We start from the raw sequence: 25,633 nt of genomic DNA on the forward strand, positions 1-25,633 counted from the left end.
GGTCAGAAGTGGCCGTCGTAGTCGCTCGCGCCGGGCGGGGCGCCCGGACCCGTATCGCCGGCGGAGCCAGTGCCTCCGCTCGTATCGCCCGCTCCCCCGCTCCTGGTGCCTCCGCGGCTCGGGCGGCGGGCCCACGGGGTGGCGCGGGCGCCGCGCGGGGCCGGCCGGCCGGCCCGTACGACGAGTTCGTGGTCACCGAGACCGGTCGGCTCGCCTGTCCTGACGGGGACCTGCCCGCCGCCCCGGGGGCGCAGCAGCAACTCGCCCGTGCCGGTGCGGCGCAGCACGTGGGCGGTGGAGGAGGAGCCGCCGCCGGGGATCCGGCGGAGGGTCGGCGGTGCCCCGTACGGCTCGTCGACGCCGAAGGCGAAGGCACCGCCGGGGCTCTGCCCGCGGCGGACGGTCAGCGAGTCGACCCGCCGCCCTTCCTGGCACAGTTCGAGCGTGACGCCGGTCAGATCGCGGCGGCGGCGCCGGGCCGCGAGCCGGATCCCCACGAAGAGGCCGAGGAGGAGAAGGAGCGCGGCCCCTCCGGCCACGGCCTTCCACCAGCGCTCCCACCAGGTCGGCGGCGCCACCACCCGGACGTCCAGGAAGGCGCCCCGCAGCACGCGGTCGCCGTCACCGGTGTCCACGACGGTGACCTGGCCGCCGAGCTCGCCGAGGGGCGTGCCCTCGCCGACGGTGACGGTGAACGGGATGCTGGTGCTGCGGTTCGGCGGGGCCGTGACGGTCGCCGGGGTGACGGCGAGCTCCGCGCCGGGGGTCTGGTCGCCCAGGGCGAGTCGCAGGGTGTGCGGCGCGGAGTCGTTGTTGGTGACGTCGAGGGTGCCGCGGACCGTGCCCCCGGGGTGCACGGTGGCGCCGTCGACGGTGAGGGCGGCGGTCACGAGCGGGGCCTCCGCCGCGACGACGGCGTGCAGCGGGCGCCGGTCGGAGGTGACGCCGGGCGCCTCCATCCGGGTGACGAGCTCCAGGTCGCCGGTGGCTCCCTCGGGGACGGTGAGAGTGCCGGTGAACCGTACGTCGCCGGCCTTGGCGTCCGGGGCCTTGCCGTCGTCGGCGAGCCGGAAGCTGACGGGTTGGAAGCCCGCGCCGCTCAGGTCGGCCGCGACCGCGAGACCGGCCAGCTGCTTCGGGTCGGTGACGACGACTCCGCGCCGGGTCTGCATCCGTACCTCGACCTTCACCTGTTCCCCGGCGCGCGGTGACGCCGGGTCGAGGACGACGGTGGAGCGGAGGCGGCCCTGCCAGATCGCCCGGACGGCGACCTCGCGGTCGCGGTGGCCCACCGGCGCCTCGATGTGCACCCGCCAGCGGCCGGGCATGGGGTTCTTCACGCGCAGCGCCTCGACCGGGCCGTTCTGCCCGCTGACCTCGAACTCGGAGCCGTCGAACTCGCCCCGCACGGGCACCTTGCGGCCCGCCGGGTCGTAGTAGGTGACCTGCACCTTGGGGTCGCGTTTGGCGACCGTGAGGGAGCCGTCGGTGGCGATGGGCGGGATGACGACGGTCAGGTCGGTGGGCGGCTTGCCGACGGTGCCGTGCTCGATCCGGGCGCAGCGGGCGGCGGCGAAGGTCTCCTGGAGGACCTTGTCGATCTCGGCGGACGTGTCGACGACCCGCATGCGCGGGACGGAGCCGGGGACCTCTGAGCAGGCGCCCCGGTAGCCGCCCTCGGCCATGGCGGTGAGAGCGGCGCGGTCGATCTCCTTGCCGAAGCCGAGGGGCCAGATCTGCACGCCGGCGGACCGGGCGCGGGCGAGTTCCTCGGTGAGCCGCCGCGCCCCGTTGGACTGGCGGCTCTCGCGGTCGGAGCCGTACTCGGGGCTGTCGGCGACGTCGAGTCGGCCGTCGGTGAGCAGGAAGACGACCTTGGGGGTGGCGGGCTTCTTCGGGGTCCCCGCGCCGGTGAGGCGGGTGACGGCCTGGCGGATGGCGGCGGGGAAGTCGGTGCCCGGTCCCGTACGGGCCGGGTCGCGCCGCCGCAACTCCTGGACGCAGTCGCTGAGTCGCTGCCGTCCGGACGCGTCGACGGCGGTGAGCTGGCACACCTCGCGTACGGGCGACTGGCCGGGCTTCTCCGAGCTGCCGAAACCGATGACGGTGGCCCGGGAACGCTCCGATATCTCGCCCTGGCCGATCAGCGCCGCCGCCTCCGTCTCGCGCGCCAGGTCCTCGTCGGCGAGGCTCGCCGACTGGTCCACGACGACGGCGAAGTCGATCGGGTCGGGCCCTTCGGCGGGATCGGCGGGCGCGGTGGGCACGGCGGGCGCCGAGGGCGCCGCGGGTGCTGCGGCGACTTTGCCGGCGGGGGTACGGGGCGCGCCCGAGGCGGTGGGCGTCGCGAACGGGCCGGAGAGCGCGAGGAGCGCCCCGGCGAGGAGCAGGGCGCCCCCCTTGTCGGTCCACTGCATGTTCTCTCTCACCACAGTTCGCTGAAGAGGGCCAGGAGGGCGCCGAGCACGAGCGCGCAGACGCCCAGGCGCAGCCACCGGTATTTCGCCGCGAGCACGAGCCCGTGCACGCTGGCCTGTTCGAGGAGCCAGCCGGTGGCGTCCGCGCCGGACGCGGAGAGCCGCTCGCGCAGCGCGGGCTCGGACGGGCCCGCCGCAAGGGCGCGGAGCAGTGTGCGGTCGGCCCCGATCCGGGTGCGGGGCAGCACCACGGAGACGAGCATCAGGACGCCCGCCGTCCACAGCGCGCCCGCCACCAGGAGGAACGCGAGCCCGGCACCGGCGGCGGGCAGCGGGCCGCGGTCCGCGGAGAACACGACGGCGAGGAAGGCGAGCGCACCGGAGAGCAGGATCGCGGCCTTGGTGTCGGCCCGTCCGATGTCCTCCCGGACGGTGGTGAGCAGCCGCTCGGCCATGAACCGGAGCTCTTCGGGGGGTAGGGGGGCGGGGGCGGGGGGCGGTACGGGGGTGGGCGTCGGTGCGGCGGTGGGGGCCGGCGCAGGGGTCTCCCCCGGGTTCGGCCCGGTGGGCGGGGGCGTCATGCGTCGTCCCAGTCGTCGAACTCGGCGCTGGGCCTGGCCGGGCGGGCGGGGTGCGGGGAGCGGTCGCGCCGTTCGCGGTCGTACGGGTCGTCGCGGTCGTACCGGTCGTTCCGCTCGTAGGCGTCCCGCCGCTCGTACGTATCGCGCCGCTCGTACGGGTCCTCCTCGTACCGGTCGCGGCCGTCGTCGTCGCGGTCCCGCGGCCGGCTCCGGTCGCGGTGGTCGCCGTCGCGGCCCCGCTCCCGTTCCCGCTCGGAGCCGGACTCGACCCGGGTCGGCTCGTAGACCCGGGGGTCGCGCGGGGCGTCCGCGTGCTCCTCGTCCCAGTCCGGGCGGCGCGGTTCCGGGAGCGCGTCCTCCAGCGCGAGGCGGCGCCCCTGGGCGCCGCCCGAGGGGTTGAGCACCCGGTCGGTGATGCCGTCGAGGACGGTGCCGGTCTGGGTCCGCAGGTACATGAGGACCTGGTACATCTGCTCGCCGATGTCGTGCCGTTCCAGGACGCCGGTGTCCAGGAGCCGGTTGAAGACGGCCAGGTAGTCCTCCTGGCTCTCGCGCCGCTCCCGCTGGAGCTGGGTGCGGATCTCCCACTGCTTGTCGGGGTGCGTCGCCATGTGGTGGGCGATCTGGGCCGGGTCGCCGCGCCGTAAGAGGGCCTCCAACTCGCGGGCGCGGTCGGCGACGCGGACCCGGTCGGCGGCCTCCCTGCGCCGCTCCGCCTCGGCGACGCGCTCGTCGGCCTCCATCGTGACGCCGACCCTGTCACGGCGTGAGACCTCGGCCTTGACGGAGGCGTCGAGGTCGATGAAGACGAGGACGCGGGTCCGCAGCCCGATGTCCCGGCCGAAGCTGAGGCGTCCGGCGCTCAGCTCCTCCCGTACCGCCTCGTCGGCGCGCTGCGCCTCGGTGATCCGGAACCTCCTGGAGAGCCTGCGCAGTCCGTCGAGGAGTTCGTCGTGGAGCAGCTCGGCGACGTCCTCGACCTGTTCGCGGACGACGAGGTGCGGGTCGGTCACCACCCACTGGACCTTGGCGACGGCCTCGAAGAAGACGCCGTCCCCCGCAGCCGGCAGCTGGAGCCTGAACTCCGTGACGTTTCGGCCGAGTTGCACCTCGAACACGGTGTACGGGGAGCCGAACATGGGCTTGTTCACGTCCTCCGTACGGTCCGGCCACACCACCCGGTGGCCGCCGTTGCGGTAGAGGAGCACGGCGGCGACCCGGCCGCTCCTGCGGCGGTACGGGGGCGCGTACTCCCCGATCAGCGGCCCGCGCGGACGCCCGCCGGCGGCCTCCCCGGCCCTCGGTCCCTGGAACTGGTGCCGTACGCGTGCCTGCCCCTGGTCCTGCCGTCGGTCCGGGTCCGGATCCGGGTCCGGCTCCTGCGCCGGGCCCAGGTCCCTGTCCAGGTCCTCGTCGCCGCGCCCGCCGCCGCGCCGACCGTCGCTCTGCCCCCCGTACCGCTGCCGCTCCTGCCGCTGCCCTTCGTACCGCTGCTGGCCTTCGTACCGCTGCTGCCCTTCGTACCGTTGCCGCTCCCGGCCGTCACGACCGCTCTCCTCGCGCCCCCTGTCGTCCTGGCGCGCCCGCTCGTCCGGCCGCGCGTTCCTGTCCTGCTCGGGCCCGGTCATCGGTTCGCTCCTTCCGTCACGGCGTCCCACATCCGGCGCGCCGCGGCTCTGTCCAGGGGCCGGTCGCGGTCCCGGACCAGTTCGTTCAGCAAGCCCCTGAGCCGGTCGCGGTCCCGGCGGTCCACCGCGAGGCGGGGCAGGAAGGCGCACACGTGCCCGACCGACTCCGGGTCCTTCGCGGCCCGCCGGAGCAGACCGCCGAACGCTTCGAGGGCCGCCTCCCCCGAGCGGGCCGTGGTGAGCGTGTGCCGCAGCAGCGACGCCAGCTCCGGTGCGAGGTCGGGCCGGGTCGCGAGGAGGGCGACGAGCAGGGGGCGGGCGGCGTGGCCGTCGAGTTCGGGGACCTCCCGCAGCCCCCAGAGGTGGGTGGTGCGGGTGCTCAGGGCGCGGATGACGGCGAGGTGGACCAGGTTGGCCAGGTTCTGCCGTCCGTCCTCCAGCCACTGCCGGAGCCGTCGGAGTACGGGTGCGGGTTCACCGGAGGCGAGCAGCCGCGCCACGCTGAAGGAGGCGGGCACGAGCACGTCGATGTCGGTCGCCTCGCGGGCCCTGACGACCCGGGCGAGGGCGTCGAGTGAACCGGGGACGCCTCCCGCCGCCAGGACGTAGCCGTGGGCGAGCAGCGCGGTCCTGACGAGCGCGTCGTCGCCGGACCCGGCCCAGTCCTTGAGTACGGCGGCGACGGCGGGCCGGACGCGCGGGTCGCGGGCGGCCTCGGCGAGCGCGGTGGCGGCGGCCATGCGGGCGACCGGTTCGTCGGTCACGGCGAGCGGCACCACCAGCTCACGGAAGCCGTGGATCCAGTCCCAGGAGCAGAGGACGCCCGCCGCGACGGAGGCCCGTACCCACACCTCGGGGCGCGGGTCGTCGCAGAGCGACCGCAGCCAACGTGCCACCGGGCCACGGACGTTGTGGTAGCCGTGCCAGACCTCGCCGAGGACGGCGGCCGCGAGGGCCTCGCCCTGGAAGCGGACGGCGCGCACCGGGACCTTGGCCGGGCCGAGGTCGAGCTCGCCGTCCTCCAGGACGGCGCGGGCCTGCACCGGCCGGTGCTCGGCGTGGGTGCCGAACAGGCGTCGGCCCGGGGCGTGTTCGGGGTCGAGGGTGACCGCGAGTTCCCAGGCGAGGAGTTCGGCGGCCTCGGCGGCGAGGCTGTAGGCGGAGCCGTTGAAGACGGCGACGGCGATACGGAACGCCCCGGCGTTCAGGGCCGGCTGGGCCTCGGGGAGCGCGCCCGGACGGTCGGCGCCCGCGAACCACTCGCGGGCCTGGGAGCGTACGAACGAGGCGCATTCGACGAGGAGTTGCTCCTCGGTCATCTCGCCGTGCCAGTGCCGGGCGAGGTGGTCGGCGAGCCGGGCGGCCTCGCGCGGGCGCAGCTCCTCCAGGCCCAGGGCGCTGACGACGTCCGGCCGTGCGGCGCGGGCCCGCGCGGCGCCGAGGGCCTCGTCGGGCTCGGCGCGCAGCAGGTGCCAGAGGTGGCGGTGGAGGACCTCGTCCGCCGGCGGCGGCGCGCAGTACGTCCCGTACCGTCCGCGCAGCAGCCGGTCCGCGAGCTCCCCGTTCTCGACGAGGACGACACCGTACGCGTCCCGGCCCCGCAGCAGGTCGCCGAAGCGGTCCAGATGGAGTTCGGAGAGGCGGGTGAAAGAGTGGCGGGCGGTGGCGGCGTGCTCGCCGCGCCCGGAGCGTGAGGGGCGCGGCTCGCTCTCGGCGCGTACGTCCTCGGCGAGCAGCTCCAGGAGGTGGCCTCCGCTCTCCTGGAGGGCGTCCTCGGTGATCTCGTCGACGCCGTGGCGCGGGTCGAGGCGGAAGACCTTGCCGCCGGTCAGTTCGTCGAGCAGGGCGAGCGCGGTGGCCTTGCGGCCGCTGCCGGGTTCGCCGCACAGGACGAGGACCCGGTGGTCGCGGAGCCGGTCCCGCATGCGCCGGTAGCCGGAGGTCGCGCAGTACACCCGGCCGAGGTGGTCGAGCGTCTCCGGCGGGACGGGGCCCTGTACGAAGTGGGAGGAGCGGTCGGAGCCGTACAGGGCGAAGATCTGGTTGCCCTCGAAGACGGTGCCGTCGCCGTGGATGGTGGTGAGGCGGTCGGCGCCGCCGCCGGCCCAAGTGCGGACGGCCCGGCGCGCGGTGGCGGCGCCGCCGGTGTCGCTCTCGCCGCCGAGGGGCCCCCGGTCGGCGGCGGCGAAGACGCTCGGTTCGCGCGGCTGTTCGCCGGTGACGTCGGACCGCTCGGCCCCGCGCCCGCCCTCACGACCGGCACCGCGGTCCGGGCCGCGGTCGCCTCGGTCGGCGCCCCGGTCGGAGCCCCGGCCCGGTGCGTCCGGCCGGTCGGTCTGACCCTGCCCCTGCCCCTGCCCCTGCCCGGCGTCCGGGGCGTCGTTCTGCGGCGAAGACCCGTCCTCGTCACTCACTCCGCCTCACCCGCCGTGCTCTTGCGGATGCCGGTGAAACCGCCGTGGATGGTGTTGCCGTGGACGTCGAGCAGGTCACCGCCGACGTGGTACGTACGGTTCCCTCCCCCGGTCCGGGGCGTTGGGCCGTCCCCCCGCGACGGCCCAACGCCGGTCCGTGACCCCCCTGCCGGCGCCACCGCCCGCTCCCCCTCGGGCGGCAGCTCCCCCTCGGGCCCGATGAGCGGCGGCGCGGGCCTGCGCGGTACGTGGAACCAGGCGGCCTCGTCGGTCTCCTTGGACCGGATGCGGGCCTGCCGGTAGTGGTCCGGCTCGACGTACCGCCCGCCCTCGGCGACCACGTTCCCGTACAGCCAGTCGGAGACGACGACGAGGAGGGCGACCTCGGGCGCCTCGTTCATGATCCGCTTGGCCGGCGGGCTGTCGCAGAGCCGGGCGGCGAGGTCCACCGCCCGCCCGACGAGGCCGTGGCGGTCCTGGACGACGAGCCCCGCGTTCATGCCGATCCGCAGCCGCAGCGGCCGCGTCCGGCCCTGGTTGTGGGCGCGCAGGCTCTCGTACAGGGTGTCGATCCACCGTCCGACCATGAGCGTGGGCGGCACGTCGGGGCGCAGGGCGGCGAGGATGCCGTCCCCCCGGTCCTCCTGGTGGAAGGTGCCGGGTTCGACGCCGACGGAGCTGTACGCGTCGTCGAACGCGGCGTACATCGCCGTCCGCTGGAGCTTCTTCTCGGCCATGGCCAGGGTGCCGGATCCGCAGATGTCGCCGAAGACGACGAACCGGTGGATGCCGCCCGCTTCTGCGGCCACTTCTCCGCCCCCTTCCCCGTTCACTCCCGCACTGCTCACTCGGACTCCCTGTGTGATGCCCTGGTGCCGTTGGTGCCGTGGTGGTGCGTGTCCAGACTGGCCGCGTTCCGCGGCCGGCGATGTAGCCGTTTACACAACCGGTGGAGATTCGTCCGCCGGGGCTGCGCCGGGGCGTGCGCGCCCCTCCGCGAGCAGCACCAGGACCCGCATGTCGATGACGACGACGGTGCGGTTCGCGGTGCGGACCACGTCCTGCTCCCGCAGCAGGCGCAGCGCCTTGGCCACCGCCTCCCGGGTGGCTCCGATGGCCGCCGCCAGGTCGTGCTGGGGCAGCGGTAGTTCGAGTACGGTCCCGGTTCCGGCCTGCCGTCCGGCGCGCTCGGCCAGTTCGACGAGCCGGGCCGCGAGGCGCTGGAGGACGGTCTCGGACGCGAGGGCGCGGCGCTCGACGTCGGCGCTGCGCAGCCGGGTGGCGAGCTGGCGCATGATGAGCGCGGTGGCGTGCGGCCGGGCGGCGAGGAAGTGCCGGAACCGGTCGCCGGAGATGGCCACGGCCTCGACCGTGCCGAGCGCGGTGACGCTGGCGCTGCGCGGGCGCCGGTCGACGGCGGCGAGGTCTCCGACGACCTCGCCGGCGCCGCGGAGGGCGAGGATGAGCCGCGATCCGCGCTCGGTGCCCACGGAGACGACGGACCAGCCGGAGAGGAGCGCGAGGACGAAGGCGCTGGTGTCGCGTTCGCGGATCATCACCTCCCCCGGTTCGTAGACGCGCCGGGCGCCCTCGGTGAGCAGGGACCGCCGGTCGGCCGCCGGGAGGGCGTGGAGGAAGGAGCGGTCCTGGCCGAAGAGACTCACCGTCCGCTCACCCCCGTACCGTCCTCGGGCCCTCCGGGGAAGACCGCCCACCGGTGATCGACCGGCGCGTTCGCGTGCGTGCTCCCACCTCATGTGTCGTGCCACGTCACATTGTTGACACTGCGTCACGTCATGGGGTGAAGAACGCTAGAGGGTGCGGAAGAAACACGTCAACGGGCACGGGGGGCGCAGGGGAGCGCCGCGAGCGGCCCCCCTGCGCCCCCCGGCCGGGTCCGTGCGCCGACCCCGCGGAGCCGGGTCGAACACCACGCGGTACCCCGGGCGCCCCTCCGCGTCAGAGTCTCGGGTCCACCGGTTCCGATTCCAGGGCGAGGACCGCGAAGACGGCCTCGTGGACGCGCCAGAGGGGTTCGCCTTCCGCCAGGCGGTCGAGGGCTTCGAGGCCGAGGGCGTACTCGCGCAGGGCCAGCGACCGCTTGTGGCCCAGGAAGCGCTGGCGGAGGCGCTCCAGGTTCTCCGGGCGGGTGTACTCGGGGCCGTAGATGATCCGCAGGTACTCCCGGCCGCGCACCTTCACCCCGGGCTGCGCGAGCCGGCCCTTGGGGTCGCGGACGAGCGCCGCGAGCGGCTTGACGACCATGCCCTCGCCACCCGCGCCGGTCATGTCGAGCCACCAGTCGACCCCCGCGCGTACCGAGGCCTCGTCGCCGGTGTCGACGACGAGTCGGCGGGTGAGCTGGAGCAGCCCGGTCGGGTCGTGTTCCACGAGCCGGTCGAGCCAGGCCAGCTGCTCGTCGTGGGGGACGGCCGCGAGCGAGCGTCCGGTCGCCGCGAGCAGCTGGAACGGGGCGAACCGCACGCCGTCGAGCCCCTCGGTCGGCCAGCAGTACCTGCGGTACGCCTCGGTGAACGCCGCCGCGTCCGAGGCGCGTTCCCGCTGCTTGGCCAGCAGCCCGTCGATCCCTTCGACCCCGCGCGCCACCGCCTGTTCGAGGGCGGACACGGCGCCGGGGAAGACGGCACCGGACGCGGCGCCGACCGCCGCGTACTGCGCGCGGAGCAGCCCCGCCGACTTGAGCGACCACGGCATCAGTTCGCCGTCGAGCAGCAGCCAGTCCGCGCCGAGTTCGTCCCAGAGCCCGGCGGCGCCGATCGCCGTCCGCAGCCGCCCGATGACCTCCTCGGTGACGGCGACGTCGTCGAAGAAGGGCCGTCCCGTACGGGTGTACAGCGCGCCCGTCACCCCGTCGCCGTCCACGCCGAAGCGCTCACGCGCCGCGTCGGCGTCCCGGCAGACCAGGGCCACGGCCCGGGAGCCCATGTGCTTCTCCTCGCACACGACCCGCTCGACGCCGTCCGCCCGGTACTGGGCGAAGGCCTCGGCCGGGTGCTCCAGGTAGCCCTCCTCCTTCGAGGTGGCGGTCGGTGCCATCGTCGGCGGCAGGTAGGCGAGCAGCCTCGGGTCGACCGCGAACCGGCTCATCACCTCAAGGGCCGCCGCCGCATTCTCCTCCCGCACCGCGACGTTGCCGAGGTGCCGGGTCTCCACGATCCGCCGGCCGTGCACGTCCGCCAGGTCCAGGGGGCGCCCCTGGTGCCCGCCCGGCGCCTCGGTCGCGAGCGGCCGGGCCGGCTCGTACCAGACGCGCTCGGCCGGTACGTCGACGAGTTCCCGCTCCGGCCAGCGCAGCGCGGTCATCTTCCCGCCGAAGACCGCTCCCGTGTCGAGGCAGATGGTGTTGTTGATCCAGGAGGTGTCCGGCACGGGCGTGTGCCCGTACACGACGGTGGCCCGCCCCCGGTAGTCCTCCGCCCACGGGTAGCGCACCGGCAGCCCGAACTCGTCGGTCTCGCCGGTGGTGTCCCCGTACAGCGCGTGCGAACGCACCCGCCCCGAGGTGCGGCCGTGGTACTTCTCCGGCAGACCGGCGTGGCAGACGACGAGGTTGCCGCCGTCGAGGACGTAGTGGCTGACGAGCCCTTCGATGAACCGGGCGACCTCGGCCCGGAACTCCTCGGTCTCCTGCCCCAGCTGCTCGATCGTCTCGGCGAGGCCGTGCGTCTCCTGCACCTTGCGGCCCTTGAGCCAGCGGCCCAGCTTGTTCTCGTGGTTGCCGGGCACGCACAGCGCGTCGCCCGCGGCGACCATCGCCATCACCCGGCGCAGGACGCCCGGTGAGTCGGGCCCCCGGTCGACGAGGTCGCCGACGAAGACGGCCGTACGCCCCTCGGGGTGGTGCCCGTCGACGTAACCCAGCTTCGCGAGCAGGCTCTCCAGCTCGGAGCGGCAGCCGTGGATGTCACCGATGATGTCGAAGGGTCCGGTGAGGTGGCGCAGGTCGTTGAAGCGGCGCTCCAGGACAACCTCGGCGTCCTCGACCTCCTCGACGGACCGCAGCACGTGCACCTTGCGGAAGCCCTCGCGCTCCAAGCCGCGCAGCGAACGCCGCAGCTCGCGGCGGTGGCGCTGGATGACGTGCGCGGGCATGTCGGCGCGGTCGGGCCGCACGGCGTTCCGGGCGCGGCACACGTCCTCGGGCAGGTCGAGGACGATCGCGATGGGCAGCACGTCGTGCGACCTGGCCAGCTGGACGAGCTGGCGCCTGGCCTCCTGCTGCACGTTGGTGGCGTCGACGACGGCGAGCCGGCCCGCCGCGAGCCGCTTGCCCACGATGTAGTGGAGGACGTCGAAGGCGTCCTTGCTCGCGGACTGGTCGTTCTCGTCGTCGGCGACGAGCCCCCGGCAGAAGTCGGAGGAGACGATCTCGGTCGCCTTGAAGTGGCGCCGGGCGAAGGTGGACTTGCCGGAGCCGGTGGCCCCGACGAGCACCACGAGGGACAGGTCGGTGACGGGGAGCGTACGGGTCATGCCGCGACCTCCTTCAAGGTCTCGTCGGTACGGGTGAAGACGGCCATCTGGGTGGGCGGTCCGACCTCGGGGTCGTCGGGGCCGACGGGAACGAACCCGACGTCGTACCCGTACCGCCCGGCGACCGAGGCCGCCCAGCTCCGGAACTCCTCCCGGGTCCACTCGAAGCGGTGGTCGCGGTGCCGGACGTGCCCGGCCGGGAGCGATTCCCAGCGCACGTTGTACTCGACGTTCGGCGTGGTCACGAGGACCGTACGCGGCCGGGCCGAACCGAACACCGCGTACTCCAGGGCCGGCAGCCTCGGCAGGTCCAGGTGCTCGATCACCTCGCTCAGCACGGCCGCGTCGTAGCCGGTGAGCCGCTTGTCGGTGTACGCGAGCGAGCCCTGCACCAGGTTCACCCGGGCGGCCTGCCGCTCCCCCATCCTGTCCAGCCGCAGCCGCCGCGCGGCCACGGTCAGCGCCCGCACGGAGACGTCGACGCCGACGATCTCGGTGTAGCGCGGGTCCTTGAGCAGGGCCTGCACCAACTGCCCCTGTCCGCAGCCCAGGTCGAGGACCCGGGCCGCTCCCGCCGTCGCCAGGGCGCCGAGGATCGCCTCCCGTCGCTGCTCGGCCAGCGGCACCGGTCGTTCCTCGGTGTCGGTCGACTCGTCCACGGCGTTGTCGACGTCGTCGACGTCCAGGCCCTCGGCCTCGGCGAGCCGCACCAGTTCGAGCCGCTCCGTCGCCTCGCGGGCCAGGCCCCAGCGGCGGGAGAGGTAGCGGGCCGTGATGAGCTTCCGCTCGGGGTGTCCGGCGAGCCAGCCGTCACCGGCGCGCAGCAGCTTGTCGACCTCGTCGGGCGCCACCCAGTAGTGCTTGGCGTCGTCGAGGACCGGCAGCAGGACGTAGAGGTGGTTGAGGGCGTCCGCGAGCCGCAGCTCGCCCTCCAGGACCAGCCGTACGTAGCGGGAGTCGCCCCACTGGGGGAACTCCGCGTCGAGCGCCACCGGCTCGGCGTCCACCGTGTCCCAGCCCAGCGGCCCGAACAGCGCGCGCACCAGGTCCGCGCCGCCCCTCGCGGGCAGCACCGGGACCTCGACGCGCAGCGGCAGCGGCGCGGCGGCCCGCTCGGGCATCGCCTTGCACACGCCGTGCAGCGCCGTCTTGAAGACCGCGGCGAGGGCGACGGCGAGCAGCGAGGACGCGGCGTAGGGCCGGTCGTTCACGTACTGCGCGAGCGCGGAGTCCGGGGCGCCGCCCCGGCCCTTTCCCTTGCCGCGGCGCACCAGCGCCACGGGGTCCACCTCCAGGAGGAGTGCCGCCGTGCACCGCTCGGCGCTCGCCTCGGGGTAGAGGACGTGCGCCGTGCCGTGGGAAGTCGAGAACGTCTGCGCCCGCTCGGGATGCTTGTGCAGCAGGAAGCCGAGATCGGTCGCGGGACGCTCCTGGTCGCCGGTCGTACTGATCGTCAGGAACACCCGTCCGAGTATGGTTCCCCTCTCCCCTCCCGACCAGGCATTTTCCCGCGCCCCGCCACCGGGGGGCGGGGGCAGCCGGGGGGCCGGGGTCGGGGCTCAGGCTCAGTCCTCGGTGGTCAGTGACCCCGCGAGCGCGGTGATCGTGGCCGGGTCCACCCGGCAGCAGCCACCGACGAGCCGGGCGCCGGCCGCGGCCCAGGTGGTGGCGCGGGCCGGGTCGAAGGCCATGTCCCCCCGCCAGCCCCGCGCGCCGGCGTCCCACCGCTCGCCGCTGTTGGGGTAGACCACGGCCGGCTTCCCGGTCACGGCCGCGGCCAGCTCCACCGCCGCCCCGGCCTCCGCCGGATCGCAGCAGTTGACGCCGACGGCGACGACCCCCTCGTTCTCGGCGGCCACCGCGAAGGCCTCCGCCAGGTCCTGTCCGGCCCGGGTCCGCCCGCCCCCGACCGTGTACGAGAGCCACACGGGCACCCCGCACCCCTCGGCCGCCCGCAGCAGCGCCTCCGCCTCGACCACGTCCGGAACGGTCTCCAGGGCGAGCACGTCCGGCCCCGCCGCCGCGAGCACCTCGATCCGGGGCCGGTGGAACGCTTCGAGTTCCCGTACGGACAGCCCGTACCGCCCCCGGTACTCGCTGCCGTCCGCGAGCATCGCGCCGTACGGCCCCACGGACGCGGCGACCCAGACCTCCTCCCGTACTCCGTCCGCCGCCGCCCTGGCGAGCTCCACGCTCCGCGCGAGGAGCCGGGCCGCCTCCTCCCGGCCCACGCCCCGCCGGGCGAAGCCCTCGAAGGTCGCCTGGTAGCTGGAGGTGATCAGCACCCGGGCACCGGCCCGTACGTACGCCGCGTGGGCCGCCTCGATCTGCTCGGGGGCGTCCGCGAGGAGTCGCGCGGACCAGAGCGCGTCCGAGAGGTCGCAGCCCTGCGCCTCCAGTTGGTTGGACAGGCCGCCGTCGAGGACGAGGACTCCCGCCCCGAGGGCTTCGGCGAGCGCGGGGACCGGCTTCATCGGATCGCCCCTCTCATCCCAGCTGCGACTGGACCCGCGCGGAGACCAGCTCCAGGTGGTCCAGGTCGTCCAGGTCCAGGACCTGGAGGTAGACCCGGGAGGAGCCGATGTCCGCGTACCGCCCGAGCTTCTCGACGACCTCGGCGGGCGAGCCCGCGAGACCGTTCGCCTTCAGCTCGTCCACGTCCCGTCCGATGGCGGCGGCCCTGCGGGCCACCTCGGCGTCGTCCTTGCCGACACAGACCACCAGCGCGTTGGAGTACACCAGGTCGTCGGGCGCCCGCCCGGCCTCCTCGGCCGCGGCCCGGACCCGGCCGAACTGGCGCTCGCTCTCCTCCAGGGAGGCGAAGGGGATGTTGAACTCGTCCGCGTACCGCGCGGCCAGGCGCGGCGTGCGGCTCGCGCCGTGCCCGCCGATCAGCACCGGGATCCTGTCCTGGGCGGGCTTGGGCAGCGCGGGGGAGTCGGTGAGCTGGTAGAACTCCCCCTCGTAGCTGAAGGTCTTGCCGACCTCGGTCTCCCACAGGCCGGTGACGATCGCCAGCTGCTCCTCGAGACGGCCGAACTTCTCCTTCGGGAACGGAATGCCGTAGGCCTTGTGCTCCTCCTCGAACCAGCCCGCGCCGAGGCCCAGTTCGACCCGGCCGCCGGACATCCGGTCGACCTGGGCGACCTGGATGGCGAGGACACCGGGAAGCCGGAAGGTGCCGGCGGTCATCAGGGTGCCGAGGCGGATCCGCTTGGTCTCCCGGGCGAGCCCGGCGAGGGTGATCCAGGCGTCCGTCGGTCCGGGCAGCCCGTCGGCCGAGCCCATGCTGACGTAGTGGTCGGAGCGGAAGAAAGCGCTGAAGCCGAGTTCCTCGGTGGCCCGCGCCACCGTGAGGAGGGTGTCGTAGTCGGCCCCCTGCTGGGGTTCCGTGAAGATGCGAAGATCCATGCCTCCATCCTGCACCGTCGGGTGCGTGTCAACCTGTCCGTCAGCGCGTCGTCCGCCCCGGCTCGGTCGGGTGAATAACCGGCCCCCTGGCGGGCCGCGTCCTCCCCGGCCAGTGACCGGGGCCCGGCGCCCGTCGTTGGCTCGGGCGGAGCCGGACCGCCCGGCCCACGTGCCGGCGGCCGCTGCCGGCGCGTCGCTCTCACTCGTGACCCCGCCCTCGGCGGCGCGGGGTCCGGGCCGAGGAGGCCCCCATGTCCCAGGAAGCCGCGCCGGAGCGGGCTGTGCCCGAGCAGCAGCCGGTACCGCAGTCCGTGCCCGAGCAGAAGGGCGCCGGTGCCCCCAAGGGTCTGCTCCAGCAGATGGAGGAGCTGATGGCAGCGCTCTCCGCCGACCTCTCCCAGCTGGACGCGGACCTCCAGCCCCAGCGCGAGCAGGACCGCCCGGAGCGCCCCGCCCTCTAGGACCCCGGCCATGATCCGCCGGACACGCCCTGGAAGTCCGGCGTCTCCGGCCGGTCGGCGCGCGCCGCTCACCACCGGCCCCGTCCGGGGCCCGCGCGGCCTCGGGCGGCGTCGGGAGGGCGGGCCCGCTCCCCGTCCCGCACGGCGAGGCGCCGCAGCATCCCGCGCACCCGGTCGCTCGACTCGTCGGCGGCGTCGATGGCCTCGATGCACTGCCAGTAGAGCCCCTCCTCGTCGGTGGCGCACGCCACGCCGACCAGCGCGATGCCCACCTCCCCGAGCAGCTCCCCGAGCAGGGTCAACGCCCCGCACGGATCCGCCACTTCGGACAGCTGGGCCGCTCGCGGCCCTCCGGCGCCCCACGCCGGATACTCCCCCGTCTCGCTCAGCCCCCGCGCCTCGCCGCGCAGCTCCTGCGGTCCGCAGAGCGCGAGATGGTTCCCTATCGCCTGGGCGAGCGCCTGGGCCTGCCAGGCCTCCACCACGATGTCCTGTGCCGTTCCGCTCTCGGCCAGCGCCTGCCGGCCAAGCGCGATGAGTCGCTCCGCTTCCATCAACGCCGCCCCCGTTCGTACGACTTATCTGCCCACTGAGTCCACTACCCAGAGTGAAGCCGCCTGAGCCCCGGCACCAGGGGAATTCGGAAATCTGTGGACAGGAAGCTCGACGGGGAAAAGTCCCTCACTCCGAAGAGTGACGATCGTCGGCCGTGTCCCCCTCGTCACCCCCTCCGCCCCGCCTCCGGACGGGAAATCGGACCTCGTTCCGGTCGATCTTCGCCGCGAGGGCGGCCAGCGGATCGACCCCGAGCACCGCGCAGAACTGGAGCAGATAGGCGAGGACGTCCGCCACCTCGTCCGCGACCCGGTGCGCGGAACCGGGATCGTCCATCACCCGCTTCGCCTGCTCGGGCGTCAACCACTGGAAGATCTCCAGGAGTTCGGATGCCTCCACGCTGAGCGCCGCCGCCAGGTTCTTGGGCGTGTGGTAGGGCTGCCAGTCGCGGGCGGCCGCGAACTCGACCAACCTGCGCTGCAGTCCCGTTACGTCGTTGTCCGTCACGCACTCAGGTCTATCACCGTGACCACGAGGCACTCAGGCCCACCACCGTCTCCCTCAGGCACTCAGGTCCACCACCGTCACCCCGGCCACCCGGCGTGCCTCCTCCGCCGCCCCGGTCCCGACCGTTCCCGCGACCCGGATGTGTCCGTCGTCGGCGATGCCCGTGGCGAGGCGGAGCAGTTCGCCCACCTGCCGCCCGTCGAGCCCCCGGTCGAGGCCGTCGGCGAGCAGCGTCAGGGACTGCATGGCGTCGGGCACCTCGGCGAGCTGGTCCATCGCCAGCACTCCCGGGCCGGTGAGGAGGGTGAGGGCGAGGGCCAGATAGCGCAGTTCCCCGTCGCCGAGGCGGCCGAGCGGGGTCGCGGGCCGGGCTCCTCGTTCGAGGACCGCCAGGACCGTGCCCTCCGGGAGCTCCCGTACCCCGAGCCCTGCGACGGGTCCCGCGCAGCCCGCCGCCGCCACGGCCGCGAGGCGGTGGTGCCGGCGCGGGCAGTCCGTGTGGGTGCGGTGCAACACCTCGGCGAGGTTGCCGCAGCCGCGTCGCAGCCGTCCCTCACCGGGGAGGACGGGGGCCCGCATCCGCTCGGGCCGGGGGTCGCAGGCGAAGGCGGACCGCAGCCCGATGACCATCTGTTCGGCGGCGGCCAGGACCTCCAGCTGCCCGGGGGTCTTCCCCGCGACCCGCAGCGGCAGCAGCGCCGTACCGAGGAGGTCGTCGGGCAGCGGCGCCCGGGTGACGGGGGTGGAACCGGCCGTGTGCCACTCGGCCTGGACGGTGGCGCGGCCGGGGTCGCGCAGGGCGGTGGCGAGCAGGGTGCGGCCGCGGCCGGTGAGCCGCTCGCCGACGATACGGAGCCGGGGTTCGGCCTGGACGGCGAGGTCCAGGTGGACCGGGCCTTCAGGACCGTCGACCGTGCAACCGATCCGGAAGCCGCGCCTGCCCTGGGCGTCGGGCCGGGCCCGCTCGGGGACGCAGTCGGCGGCGTCGGGGAACACCTCGTGGAGCGGGTCGCCCGCGCCGAGCCGGGCCAGTGCCTCGTACGCCCGCAGGGTGGTGGACTTGCCGCTGCCGCTGGGTCCGGCGAACAGGGTGACCGGTCCCAGCGGGTGCACGGCGGCGCGGTGTCCCGCGAACGCGGACAGGCGCAGCTCGGTGACGGCGGGCCGGGCGCGGAGCCGCCCGCCCCCTCCCTCGCGGGCACCCTCCCCGTCGGCCCTCCGCCCGGGCCCGCCCCGGCGCCGGTTCTCCGAAGCGGCGGGCCCCCGCGCCTCGGGGACGGAGGCACGCGGACCGGAAGGCGCACCGGCTCGGGCGGGGGTTACGGCGGAAGGGGCTCTGCCGGCGAGAGAGCCGGTGGGAGTGCCCGTGTGCGTGCCTGTGAGCGAGCCTGTGCGTGTGCCCGAGTGCGTACCCGTGTGCGTACCCGTGCGCGTGCCGGGAGAAGGCACGACGGGGGTGGAGCGATCGAGCGTGAAGCCGCCGGTGAGGTCCATGCCCGGACCGTACGCAGTTCATTCCCTGACGAACCGTTACGGCTAGATGACCTTCCTACGATCGGGGGACCCCGGCGGTCCTGCCGCCGACGGCGTCCTCCTCGTCCTCGCCCTCCGCGCCCTCGACCTCCGTACCGGCCGGGGCAAGAAGAAAAACGTTCCGGTCGACGCGGTGCATCACGCTGCCGAGACCGAAGACGACGCCGCTGCTGAAGTCGAGGATGCGCTTGGCGACCTCGGTGTCGGCGCTCGTCAGGTCGAGGAGCACCGGGATCTGGGCGATGAGGTAGTCGGCGACCTCACGGGCGTCGGCGAACACCTGGACGCGGAGCACGACCATACGGCGCTGCTCGGCGGATTCGTACTGCTCGGGGATCGCGCGGTGGTCGACCCTGGACGGCCATTCGTCACGGCCGCGCAGGGGCACGACCTGGGCGAGGCCCTCCCACTGCTCGTCGGTGACGTCGTACCTCTCGTACCTACTCATGACCCCATCCTCCCGCTCCTCACCCGTTCGGCCCAACAACGACACGAGGTGATGCCGCCGGACACGCCCTAGCGGCCCATCCCGTGGATCTGCGGGGTGCGGACGGGACGTGTGCGGGACAGCGGCGTCGGCGACGGCCTGCCGCTTCTCCGCCCGGTGGGCCGGCGGGGGCGGGCCGGCGCGGCGCGGGTCGAGCTGTCCCCGGGGCGGAAGGCCGTAGTCGGATGCCGTGAAGTGCTCCGCGACCCAGCCGTCGACCCGGCCGGGGGTGACGAAGAGGCGGTAGAGCACGATGAGGAACACGCCGAGCACGACGGCGAGGAAGATGGTCCCGACGGGGAATCATCGCCGAATCGATCACTCTCGGTAATGCCCGAGCCAATGACGATAGTCCAGGTCAGAGCGGTGCTCAGGGTGGCACCACGGACGAGGGGTCAGTGGCCGGGCCTGGTGTCGGCCTCGGCGTTGGCCACCATTCTGCGCAGCACCTTGAGCGCGGCCACGTACTCCTCGTCGCTGATGCCCTCGTGGACCACGGCACGCATCTCGGTCGCGAGGGCACGGATCCTGACCCGGGCGGCCTCTCCGGTTTCGGTGAGGTGGAGGCGGTGGCCGTCGTCGGTCCGGAGCCAGCCCCGGTGGTGCAACTGGTCCACCACCCGGGCGATCTCGTGCGGCCCGTCCGCGAGGGGGGTCAGCTGCGTGACGACCTCCTTGCGGCTCGGGGATCGCGCTCCGGCGTGTACGTGGTTGAGGACCCAGTACTGCGGCTGCGTGACGTCGACCCGGGCCATGGCGTCACGCAGATGTGCGGTCACGGTGGAGTGCGCCAGGCCGGTCCAGTAGCCGACGGGTTGCGTGGCCAGCAGGTCGTCGGGGGCGGCGGGATCGGCCGGCGCCTGATCGGTGGCCTGGTCGGTGGCCTGGCCGACGGCCTGGTCGGTGGCTTGGCCGGGTGCGGTGGCGGTGGTCGTGGTGGCTGCGGGAGTCCCAGATTCCATGATCACTACGCTACTTGCCTCCGGGCGGTGCGTCGCGGGCGTCGGCCCACAGCGACCGTACGTGCCCGAGGTGGCGGCGCATGCACGCCTCCGCGCCGCGTGCGTCGCCGGCGAGCATCAGGTCGAGGAGTTCGAGGTGTTCCTCGGCGGAGGAGACGAGTTTGCCCGCCTCGTCCAGGCCGGTCAGACCGTAGAGGCGGGAGCGCTTGCGCAGCTCCCCCACCGTCTCGACCAGGCGTTCGTTGCCGGAGAGGGCGAGCAGCGCGAGATGGAAGCGGCGGTCCGCCTCCAGGTAGCCGATGAGGTCGTGCTCCCGGGCGCGGGAGACGATCTCCTCCGCGACCGGGCGCAGCGCCTCCAACTGCTCCCGGTCGGCCTTCCTCGTGACGCGGCCGATGGTGGGGACCTCGATGAGGGTGCGCAGTTCGGTGAACTGGTCGAGGTCCCGCTCGCTGACCTCGGTGATACGGAAGCCCTTGTTGCGGACGGGTTCGACCAGGCCCTCCCGGGCCAGGTCGAGCATGGCCTCGCGGACGGGGGTCGCGGAGACGCCGAGGTCGCTCGCGAGTCCGGGGGCCGAGTAGACCTGGCCGGGCCGCAGTTCGCCGGCGATCAGGGCCGCGCGGAGGGCGTGCCCGACCTGGTCGCGGAGCCGCTCCTGCGCCCTGACGAGGCCGTACTGCTTCAGGTCACCCATCGTGCGTCCTCCGAGAAGTCAGGGAGGAGCATCGTACAATGTCACGTTTCTCCTTCCGGGGTGCGGGAGTTGCGGGGTTCCTTCGCGGTCAGAGCAGGAAGCCGGCGGGGAACGGGTCCTCGGGGTCGAGGAAGTACTGGGCCGTGCCGGTGATCCAGGCGCGGCCCGTCACCGTCGGCACGACGGCGGGCCGGCCGGCCACTTCCGTCTCCTCGACGATCCGCCCCGTGAACGCGGTGCCGATGAAGGACTCGTTGACGAAGTCGACGCCGGGGGCGAGCAGCCCGCGGGCGTGCAACTGCGCCAGCCGGGCACTGGTCCCGGTGCCGCACGGCGAGCGGTCGAACCAGCCGGGGTGGATGGCCATGGCGTGGCGTGACCGGACCGCGTCGGAGCCGGGCGCGGCGAGGTAGACGTGCTTCACCCCGGCGATGCCCGGGTCCTCCGGGTGGACGGGCCGGTCGGGGCCGTCGTTGACCGCCTCCATGACGGCGAGTCCCGCGGCGAGCAGCTCGTCCTTGTGGGCGCGGTCGAACGGCAGCCCCAGGGATTCGAGGGCGACGAAGGCGTAGAAGTTGCCCCCGTAGGCGAGGTCGTAGGTGACGGTGCCGTACCCGGGCACGTCCGCCTTGAGGTCGAGTCCCGCGGCGAAGGAGGGCACGTTGGTGAGGGTGACGGAGCAAGCCCGTCCGTCCTCGACGCGGACGTCGGCGCTCACCAGGCCCGCCGGGGTGTCGAGGCGGACGGTGGTCACCGGTTCGACGACCGGCACCATGCCCGTCTCGACGAGGACGGTGGCGACGCCGATGGTGCCGTGGCCGCACATCGGGAGGAGCCCCGACACCTCGATGAAGAGGACGCCGTAGTCGGCGTCTGGGCGGGTGGGCGGCTGGAGGATCGCTCCGCTCATCGCCGCGTGGCCGCGCGGCTCGTACATGAGGAGCGTACGGACGTGGTCCAGGTGCTCGGCGAAGTGGAGCCGCTTCGCTGCCATCGTGGCGCCGGGGACCACCCCGACACCGCCGGTGATCACCCGGGTGGGCATGCCTTCGGTGTGGGAGTCCACCGCGTGGTAGACGTGACGGGTGCGCATGGGTCCCCTTCGGGTCTGTGTGCGGAGTACGGGCCGGCAGCCTGCCGGAGGTTACGCGTGGCCCTCCGCGAGGGCCTTCTCCGTCGCGGCCCGTACGACCGCCTCCTGCTCCGGTGTCAGCGGGACGCGCGGCGCCCGGGTGGGGCCGCCGGGGCGGCCCGCGAGGTCCATGGACAGTTTGATCGCCTGGACGAACTCGACCTTCGAGTCCCAACGGAAGAGCGAGTGAAGGGACTTGTAGAGCGGAAGCGCCGTTTCGAGGTCTCCGGCGACGGCCGCTCGGTAGAGCGTGGCGCAGGTGCGCGGCAGGGCGTTGGGGTAGCCGGCGATCCAGCCGACCGCTCCGGCGAGGGCGAGTTCGAGGAGGACGTCGTCCGCGCCGACGAGCAGGTCGAGACCGGGGGCGAGTTCGGCGATCTCGTAGGCGCGGCGGACGTCCCCGCTGAACTCCTTCACCGCGACGATGCTGCCGTCGGCGTGCAGTCGGGCGAGGAGGGCGGGGGTGAGGTCGACCTTGGTGTCGAGGGGGTTGTTGTACGCGACGACGGGCAGCCCGGCCGCCGCGACCTCGGCGTAGTGGGCGCGTACGGAACGCTCGTCGGCCCGGTAGGCGTTGGGCGGCAGGAGCAGCACCGAACCGGCCCCGGCCTCGGCGGCCTGCTCGGCCCACCGCCGGGCCTCCGCGCTGCCGTACGCGGAGACGCCGGGCATGACCCGGCCGCCGTCCCCGGCCGCTTCGACGGCGGTCCGTACGACGTGGGCGCGCTCCGCGTCGGTGAGGGTCTGGTACTCGCCGAGCGAGCCGTTCGGGACGACGCCGTCGCAGCCCTGGGCGATCAGCCAGGCGACGTGGCGGGCGTAGGCGTCGTGGTCGACGGAGCCGTCCTCGCGGAGGGGGAGGGCGGTGGCGACCATGATTCCGTGCCAGGGGTGGACGCGGTGCACAGGGGCTTGCTCGTGGGACATGAAGGAACTCCCTTGTGTGGTGTGTGACATTTTACTGATGGGTGGAGGAGTCACAAGAGCCCGTAGCGGGGCAGGATTTGACTGGCAATCAGGTGCTGTCGTGATTCCCTGCCGGTTCCGGCAGTTCGGCCAGGTGACGCAGGGGTACGGGGCAGGACAGCGGGCGGCGGTCCGGGACCCCGTCAGGGGCGGCACCCGGCTGCCGCCCCGCGAGCGCCGCCACGGCGGGGCCGCACATCCGGCCCTGACACCAGCCCATCCCGGCCCGGGTGAACAGCTTGACCGTACGGGCGTCGCGCGCGCCGAGCGTCTCGACGGCCTCCGTGACACGGGCGACGGGCACCTCCTCGCAGCGGCAGATCTCGGTGTCCTCCCGCAGCCAGTCCACCCACCCCGCGCCGGGCCGGTGCACGGCCCCCATCGCCTCGGCGAACCCGCGCAGCCGGTCGCGGTGGCGGCGGTGCCGGGCGGCTGCCCTGTCGTCGGCGGGGAGCTTCGGCGGCCGGGCTCCCTGGAGGGCCCGGGCCACGGCGGCTGCCGCCAACTCGCCTTCCAGGACCGCCAGTCGTGCGCCGCCGATGCCGCCGGGCTCTCCTGCCGCCCAGATGCCGGGAACGGAGGTCGACTGGTCGGTGTCGAGCACGAGGGCGGGTGTTCCGTCGGCGGCCGTCCGGGTCGCACAGCCGAGGGCGGTGGCCAGTTCCACCTGCGGTACGAGCCCGTGGCCGACCGCGAGCGCGTCGCAGGGGATCCGCCGCCCGGTGCCGGGTACGGGACGCCAGTCGGCATCCAGCCGCGCCACGGTGACCGCCTCCACGCGGTCGGTACCGTGCGCTTCGACGACCGCGTGGCGGGTGAGGAGCCTGACCCCGTGCCGTAGCAACGCCCCTCCGTGCAGGGCGCCTTCGGCGAGTTTGGTGGGGTTGCGCAGCACGGTGGGCGCGAATCCGGCGTACCCCCGGTACGTCCCCGCCTCGACGACGGCGGGGACGCGGGCGCCCGCCTCCGCGAGTGAACCCGCGACCGCCAGGAGCAGCGGGCCGCTGCCGGCCACGACGACGCGGCGCCCCGGCAGGACGAGCCCGCCCTTGAGCATGGCCTGCGCGCCGCCGGCCGCGACGACCCCGGGCAGGGTCCAGCCGGGGAAGGGAAGTTGGCGCTCGTACGAGCCGGTGGCCAGGAGCACGGCACGGGCACGTACGGTCACGGCGGTGTCGTCGCCGGTGCCGACGGCGTGCAGCCGCCAGGCGGGGCCCTCGGGCACCACGGTCCAGACGTGACAACGCGGGCGGTAGGTCACGCGCCCGGAGCGGACGAGCCCGTCCAGGGCCGCCGCCCGGCGGGCGAACGCACGCCAGTCGTGATGGAGCGCCTCAGGCCGGAGCGCGCCGAGCTCGGGCGCGGGATGCCGGTGGTACTGGCCACCGGGACGCTCCCCGGCATCGAGCAGCACGACGCGCAGCCCGAGCCGGGCCGCCTCAACGGCGGCGGCGAGGCCGGCGGGTCCGGTGCCGACGATGGCGAGGTCAGACGGGGGCGCAGGGTCCGACGGGGACGCAGGGGCCGACGGGGCCGAGCGGCTTGTGGCGGCGGCTGGGGCAGCCGGGCTTATCGGGTCGGCCGGGTCCGTCGGGTCCGCCGGGCTTATCGGGTCGGACGGGTCCGTCGGGTCCGCCCGGCTTGTCTGGTCGACCGCGTCCGCCGGGTCGGCGTCAGACGGTGAGGTCGGCACGGCCGGTCCCTTCCTGCGTCGTGACGGTGTCACCGGGGCGGGCCGGGGTGAGGCAGGCACGCTGGTTGGGGCGCCCGTTGACGGTGATGAGGCAGTCGTAGCAGCTGCCCATCCCGCAGAACACACCGCGCGGGGCCCCCGTGACGCGCGTGGTGCGCCAGGTCAGGATGCCCGCGCTCCACAGCGCTGCCGCGAGGGACTGCCCGGCCAGTGCGGCCACCGGGCGCCCGTCGTAGGCCACGGTGAACGCGTCCGCGGCCGCCCCGCCGACGAGCGAACGCGGGGTGCGGGCGGCGGACGCGGTACGGCGTCGTCTCATGGTGCGGTCTCCCGGGGTCCGGAGGCGGGGTCGGGGGCGGGGTCGTAGTCGGAGCCATGACCAGGGCCCGAGCCGCAGGCGAGCCCGCCGCCAGGACCCGAGCCGTGGCCGAGGTCATCGCCGGGGCAGCAACCTGCACCGGCATCGGCGCCCCCGCCCCCGAACCGCTCCGGTCGGAACGGAGACCGGTCCATCGGGGGCTGCTCCCCCGTCAGCGCCGCCGCCACCAGGAGGCCCGTTGCCGGGGCCAGGCCTATTCCCGCGCCCTCGTGGCCGCATGCGTGGTGGAGGCCGGGGACGCGGGGGTCGGGACCGATGGCCGGGAGGTGGTCGGGGAGGTACGGGCGGAAGCCGTGGTAGGCGCGCAGTACCCGTACGTCGGCGAGTACCGGGAAGAGCGCGGCGGCCTGGGAGGCGAGCCTGCGCAGGGCCTCGACGGACAGGGAGCGGTCGAAGCCCACCCGCTCCCGGGTGGCGCCGATGAGCACGGGCCCGGCAGGGGTGCCCTCGACGACGGCGGAGGACTGGAGCGCCGCGGAGCCGCTGGCCACGTCGGCGATGTAGTCGGCCGCGTACACCTTGTGCCGTACGACCCTGGGAAGCGGTTCGGTCACGAGCACGAACCCGCGCCGTGGCCGTACCGGCAGCTCCACGCCGGCCAGCGCCGCGACCGCTCCACCCCACGTACCGGCGGCGTTGACCACGGCGGGGGCGGTGAGTTCGCGGCGGGCGGTGCGGACTCCGCGTACCGCGCCCGAGGGCGTACGGAGGATGGCGGTGACCTCCTCTCCGAGGTGGACGGACGCGCCAGAGGCGGCGAGGAGGCGGGCGGCCGCGCGGGCCGGCTGGATCTGGGCGTCCTGCGGGTAGTGGAAACCACCCGCGAGGCCGTCCGCGAGGTGTGGTTCGAGCTCCCGCAGTGCCTCTCCCTCGATCTCGGCGGCCTCCACCCCGGCCGCCCCCTGGCTCTCGGCGTAGGCGCGCAGGGCCTTGAGTGTGGCGGCGTCGGGGGCCACCACCAGGCCGCCCTTCGTCTCGTACTCCATGTCCGGTGGGAGTACGGTCGCGAGTTCCCTCCAGAGGCGTACGGAGAGCAGCGCGAGATCGAGTTCGGGCCCCGGCTCCTTGTCGGAGACGAGGAGGTTGCCTTCTCCGGCGCCGGTGGTGCCGCCGGCGACGGGACCCCGGTCGACGACGGCGACGGTCAGTCCCGCACGGCCGGCGAAGTACGCGCAGGCCGCTCCGACGACGCCCGCGCCGATGATCACGGCGTCCAGGCTGCTCCTCAGTCTCTTGGACACGGCAGTAATATGTCACATTCTCTCGGGAGGGAACAGAGATCGGTCGGCCTATCAACTCAACTGCGTTGCACAGGG

The 25,633-nt window shown here is 74.2% G+C and carries 22 protein-coding genes; 1 reads left to right on the forward strand and 21 read right to left on the reverse strand.

Annotation, left to right across the window (positions count from 1 at the left end; all coding sequences use genetic code 11):
- Nucleotides 1-2 precede the first annotated feature (2 nt).
- The 10 genes from ABT034_RS28790 to ABT034_RS28835 form a co-directional block, all read right to left on the reverse strand.
- Entirely contained in the window at nucleotides 3-2,417 is a 2,415-nt protein-coding gene (locus ABT034_RS28790; RefSeq protein ID WP_351219982.1) for a VWA domain-containing protein, read from the reverse strand.
- Nucleotides 2,418-2,425: 8 nt separating this feature from the next.
- A complete protein-coding gene (locus ABT034_RS28795; RefSeq protein ID WP_351219983.1) occupies nucleotides 2,426-2,872 on the reverse strand; it encodes a Pycsar system effector family protein in 447 nt (148 codons plus the stop codon).
- Between the two features lie 122 nt (nucleotides 2,873-2,994).
- Nucleotides 2,995-4,626: a hypothetical protein gene (locus ABT034_RS28800; protein ID WP_351219984.1), complete on the reverse strand. Its 1,632-nt coding sequence runs from the start codon at nucleotides 4,624-4,626 to the stop codon at nucleotides 2,995-2,997.
- A complete protein-coding gene (locus tag ABT034_RS28805; protein ID WP_351219985.1) occupies nucleotides 4,623-7,040 on the reverse strand; it encodes a hypothetical protein in 2,418 nt (805 codons plus the stop codon). Before ABT034_RS28805 ends, ABT034_RS28800 begins: the two co-directional genes overlap by 4 nt.
- On the reverse strand, nucleotides 7,037-7,849 hold the full coding sequence (locus tag ABT034_RS28810; protein ID WP_351219986.1) for a nucleotidyl cyclase domain-containing protein: 813 nt from the start codon (nucleotides 7,847-7,849) through the stop codon (nucleotides 7,037-7,039). The genes ABT034_RS28805 and ABT034_RS28810 overlap by 4 nt, the downstream gene beginning before the upstream one ends.
- 129 nt (nucleotides 7,850-7,978) lie before the next feature.
- Nucleotides 7,979-8,704, reverse strand: coding sequence for a Crp/Fnr family transcriptional regulator (locus ABT034_RS28815; protein WP_351219987.1), 726 nt, complete (start codon nucleotides 8,702-8,704; stop codon nucleotides 7,979-7,981).
- 295 nt (nucleotides 8,705-8,999) lie between these two features.
- The gene (locus tag ABT034_RS28820) at nucleotides 9,000-11,534 is read right to left on the reverse strand and encodes a polynucleotide kinase-phosphatase (protein WP_351219988.1); all 2,535 of its coding nucleotides are present in this window, start codon (nucleotides 11,532-11,534) and stop codon (nucleotides 9,000-9,002) included.
- Nucleotides 11,531-12,997 (reverse strand): 3' terminal RNA ribose 2'-O-methyltransferase Hen1, encoded by a 1,467-nt coding sequence (locus ABT034_RS28825; protein WP_351219989.1) that lies wholly within the window; start codon nucleotides 12,995-12,997, stop codon nucleotides 11,531-11,533. Before ABT034_RS28825 ends, ABT034_RS28820 begins: the two co-directional genes overlap by 4 nt.
- Nucleotides 12,998-13,099: 102 nt before the next feature.
- Nucleotides 13,100-14,008: a homocysteine S-methyltransferase gene (gene mmuM / locus ABT034_RS28830; protein WP_351219990.1), complete on the reverse strand. Its 909-nt coding sequence runs from the start codon at nucleotides 14,006-14,008 to the stop codon at nucleotides 13,100-13,102.
- Between the two features lie 13 nt (nucleotides 14,009-14,021).
- Nucleotides 14,022-14,945, reverse strand: coding sequence for an LLM class F420-dependent oxidoreductase (locus ABT034_RS28835; RefSeq protein WP_351219991.1), 924 nt, complete (start codon nucleotides 14,943-14,945; stop codon nucleotides 14,022-14,024).
- Between the two features lie 251 nt (nucleotides 14,946-15,196).
- Here ABT034_RS28835 and ABT034_RS28840 point away from each other — a divergent pair, with 251 nt between their 5' ends.
- Nucleotides 15,197-15,406, forward strand: a complete 210-nt coding sequence (locus tag ABT034_RS28840) for a hypothetical protein (protein ID WP_351219992.1) — start codon at nucleotides 15,197-15,199, stop codon at nucleotides 15,404-15,406.
- A 68-nt stretch (nucleotides 15,407-15,474) separates the two neighbouring features.
- On the opposite strand, the gene ABT034_RS28845 is transcribed toward ABT034_RS28840, so the two are convergent.
- The 11 genes from ABT034_RS28845 to ABT034_RS28895 form a co-directional block, all read right to left on the reverse strand.
- Nucleotides 15,475-15,960 (reverse strand): DUF6099 family protein, encoded by a 486-nt coding sequence (locus tag ABT034_RS28845; protein ID WP_351219993.1) that lies wholly within the window; start codon nucleotides 15,958-15,960, stop codon nucleotides 15,475-15,477.
- A 127-nt stretch (nucleotides 15,961-16,087) separates the two neighbouring features.
- Entirely contained in the window at nucleotides 16,088-16,468 is a 381-nt protein-coding gene (locus tag ABT034_RS28850; RefSeq protein ID WP_351219994.1) for a nucleotide pyrophosphohydrolase, read from the reverse strand.
- Nucleotides 16,469-16,522: 54 nt separating this feature from the next.
- Nucleotides 16,523-17,617, reverse strand: coding sequence for an AAA family ATPase (locus ABT034_RS28855; RefSeq protein WP_502973078.1), 1,095 nt, complete (start codon nucleotides 17,615-17,617; stop codon nucleotides 16,523-16,525).
- Nucleotides 17,618-18,017: 400 nt separating this feature from the next.
- Nucleotides 18,018-18,449, reverse strand: a complete 432-nt coding sequence (locus tag ABT034_RS28860; RefSeq protein WP_351219996.1) for a cell division protein SepF — start codon at nucleotides 18,447-18,449, stop codon at nucleotides 18,018-18,020.
- A 434-nt stretch (nucleotides 18,450-18,883) separates the two neighbouring features.
- Nucleotides 18,884-19,450 (reverse strand): MarR family winged helix-turn-helix transcriptional regulator, encoded by a 567-nt coding sequence (locus tag ABT034_RS28865; protein WP_351219997.1) that lies wholly within the window; start codon nucleotides 19,448-19,450, stop codon nucleotides 18,884-18,886.
- A gap of 10 nt (nucleotides 19,451-19,460) precedes the next feature.
- Nucleotides 19,461-20,147: a GntR family transcriptional regulator gene (locus ABT034_RS28870; protein WP_351219998.1), complete on the reverse strand. Its 687-nt coding sequence runs from the start codon at nucleotides 20,145-20,147 to the stop codon at nucleotides 19,461-19,463.
- A gap of 88 nt (nucleotides 20,148-20,235) precedes the next feature.
- Nucleotides 20,236-21,240 carry a proline racemase family protein gene (locus ABT034_RS28875; protein WP_351219999.1) on the reverse strand — a complete coding sequence of 335 codons (1,005 nt, stop codon included), beginning with the start codon at nucleotides 21,238-21,240 and terminating at the stop codon, nucleotides 20,236-20,238.
- Between the two features lie 51 nt (nucleotides 21,241-21,291).
- On the reverse strand, nucleotides 21,292-22,206 hold the full coding sequence (locus tag ABT034_RS28880; protein WP_351220000.1) for a dihydrodipicolinate synthase family protein: 915 nt from the start codon (nucleotides 22,204-22,206) through the stop codon (nucleotides 21,292-21,294).
- Between the two features lie 88 nt (nucleotides 22,207-22,294).
- Nucleotides 22,295-23,818: an FAD-dependent oxidoreductase gene (locus tag ABT034_RS28885; RefSeq protein ID WP_502973079.1), complete on the reverse strand. Its 1,524-nt coding sequence runs from the start codon at nucleotides 23,816-23,818 to the stop codon at nucleotides 22,295-22,297.
- A 100-nt stretch (nucleotides 23,819-23,918) separates the two neighbouring features.
- The gene (locus ABT034_RS28890; protein WP_351220001.1) at nucleotides 23,919-24,257 is read right to left on the reverse strand and encodes a (2Fe-2S)-binding protein; all 339 of its coding nucleotides are present in this window, start codon (nucleotides 24,255-24,257) and stop codon (nucleotides 23,919-23,921) included.
- Nucleotides 24,254-25,558: an NAD(P)/FAD-dependent oxidoreductase gene (locus ABT034_RS28895; protein ID WP_351220002.1), complete on the reverse strand. Its 1,305-nt coding sequence runs from the start codon at nucleotides 25,556-25,558 to the stop codon at nucleotides 24,254-24,256. The genes ABT034_RS28890 and ABT034_RS28895 overlap by 4 nt, the downstream gene beginning before the upstream one ends.
- Between the last annotated feature and the right edge of the window lie 75 nt (nucleotides 25,559-25,633).

This window comes from Streptomyces sp. NPDC002773 (genome assembly GCF_040295605.1).
Lineage (GTDB): Bacteria > Actinomycetota > Actinomycetes > Streptomycetales > Streptomycetaceae > Streptomyces.

Excerpts from the sequence above, each read along its gene's own strand:
- ABT034_RS28790 (WP_351219982.1), bottom strand. The coding sequence starts at position 2,417 with ATGCAGTGGACCGACAAGGGGGGCGCCCTGCTCCTCGCCGGGGCGCTC.
- ABT034_RS28795 (WP_351219983.1), bottom strand. The coding sequence starts at position 2,872 with ATGGCCGAGCGGCTGCTCACCACCGTCCGGGAGGACATCGGACGGGCC.
- ABT034_RS28800 (WP_351219984.1), bottom strand. The coding sequence starts at position 4,626 with ATGACCGGGCCCGAGCAGGACAGGAACGCGCGGCCGGACGAGCGGGCG.
- ABT034_RS28820 (WP_351219988.1), bottom strand. The coding sequence starts at position 11,534 with ATGACCCGTACGCTCCCCGTCACCGACCTGTCCCTCGTGGTGCTCGTC.
- mmuM (WP_351219990.1), bottom strand. The coding sequence starts at position 14,008 with ATGAAGCCGGTCCCCGCGCTCGCCGAAGCCCTCGGGGCGGGAGTCCTC.
- ABT034_RS28835 (WP_351219991.1), bottom strand. The coding sequence starts at position 14,945 with ATGGATCTTCGCATCTTCACGGAACCCCAGCAGGGGGCCGACTACGAC.
- ABT034_RS28840 (WP_351219992.1), top strand. The coding sequence starts at position 15,197 with ATGTCCCAGGAAGCCGCGCCGGAGCGGGCTGTGCCCGAGCAGCAGCCG.
- ABT034_RS28845 (WP_351219993.1), bottom strand. The coding sequence starts at position 15,960 with ATGGAAGCGGAGCGACTCATCGCGCTTGGCCGGCAGGCGCTGGCCGAG.
- ABT034_RS28860 (WP_351219996.1), bottom strand. The coding sequence starts at position 18,449 with ATGAGTAGGTACGAGAGGTACGACGTCACCGACGAGCAGTGGGAGGGC.
- ABT034_RS28865 (WP_351219997.1), bottom strand. The coding sequence starts at position 19,450 with ATGGAATCTGGGACTCCCGCAGCCACCACGACCACCGCCACCGCACCC.
- ABT034_RS28870 (WP_351219998.1), bottom strand. The coding sequence starts at position 20,147 with ATGGGTGACCTGAAGCAGTACGGCCTCGTCAGGGCGCAGGAGCGGCTC.
- ABT034_RS28875 (WP_351219999.1), bottom strand. The coding sequence starts at position 21,240 with ATGCGCACCCGTCACGTCTACCACGCGGTGGACTCCCACACCGAAGGC.
- ABT034_RS28880 (WP_351220000.1), bottom strand. The coding sequence starts at position 22,206 with ATGTCCCACGAGCAAGCCCCTGTGCACCGCGTCCACCCCTGGCACGGA.
- ABT034_RS28890 (WP_351220001.1), bottom strand. The coding sequence starts at position 24,257 with ATGAGACGACGCCGTACCGCGTCCGCCGCCCGCACCCCGCGTTCGCTC.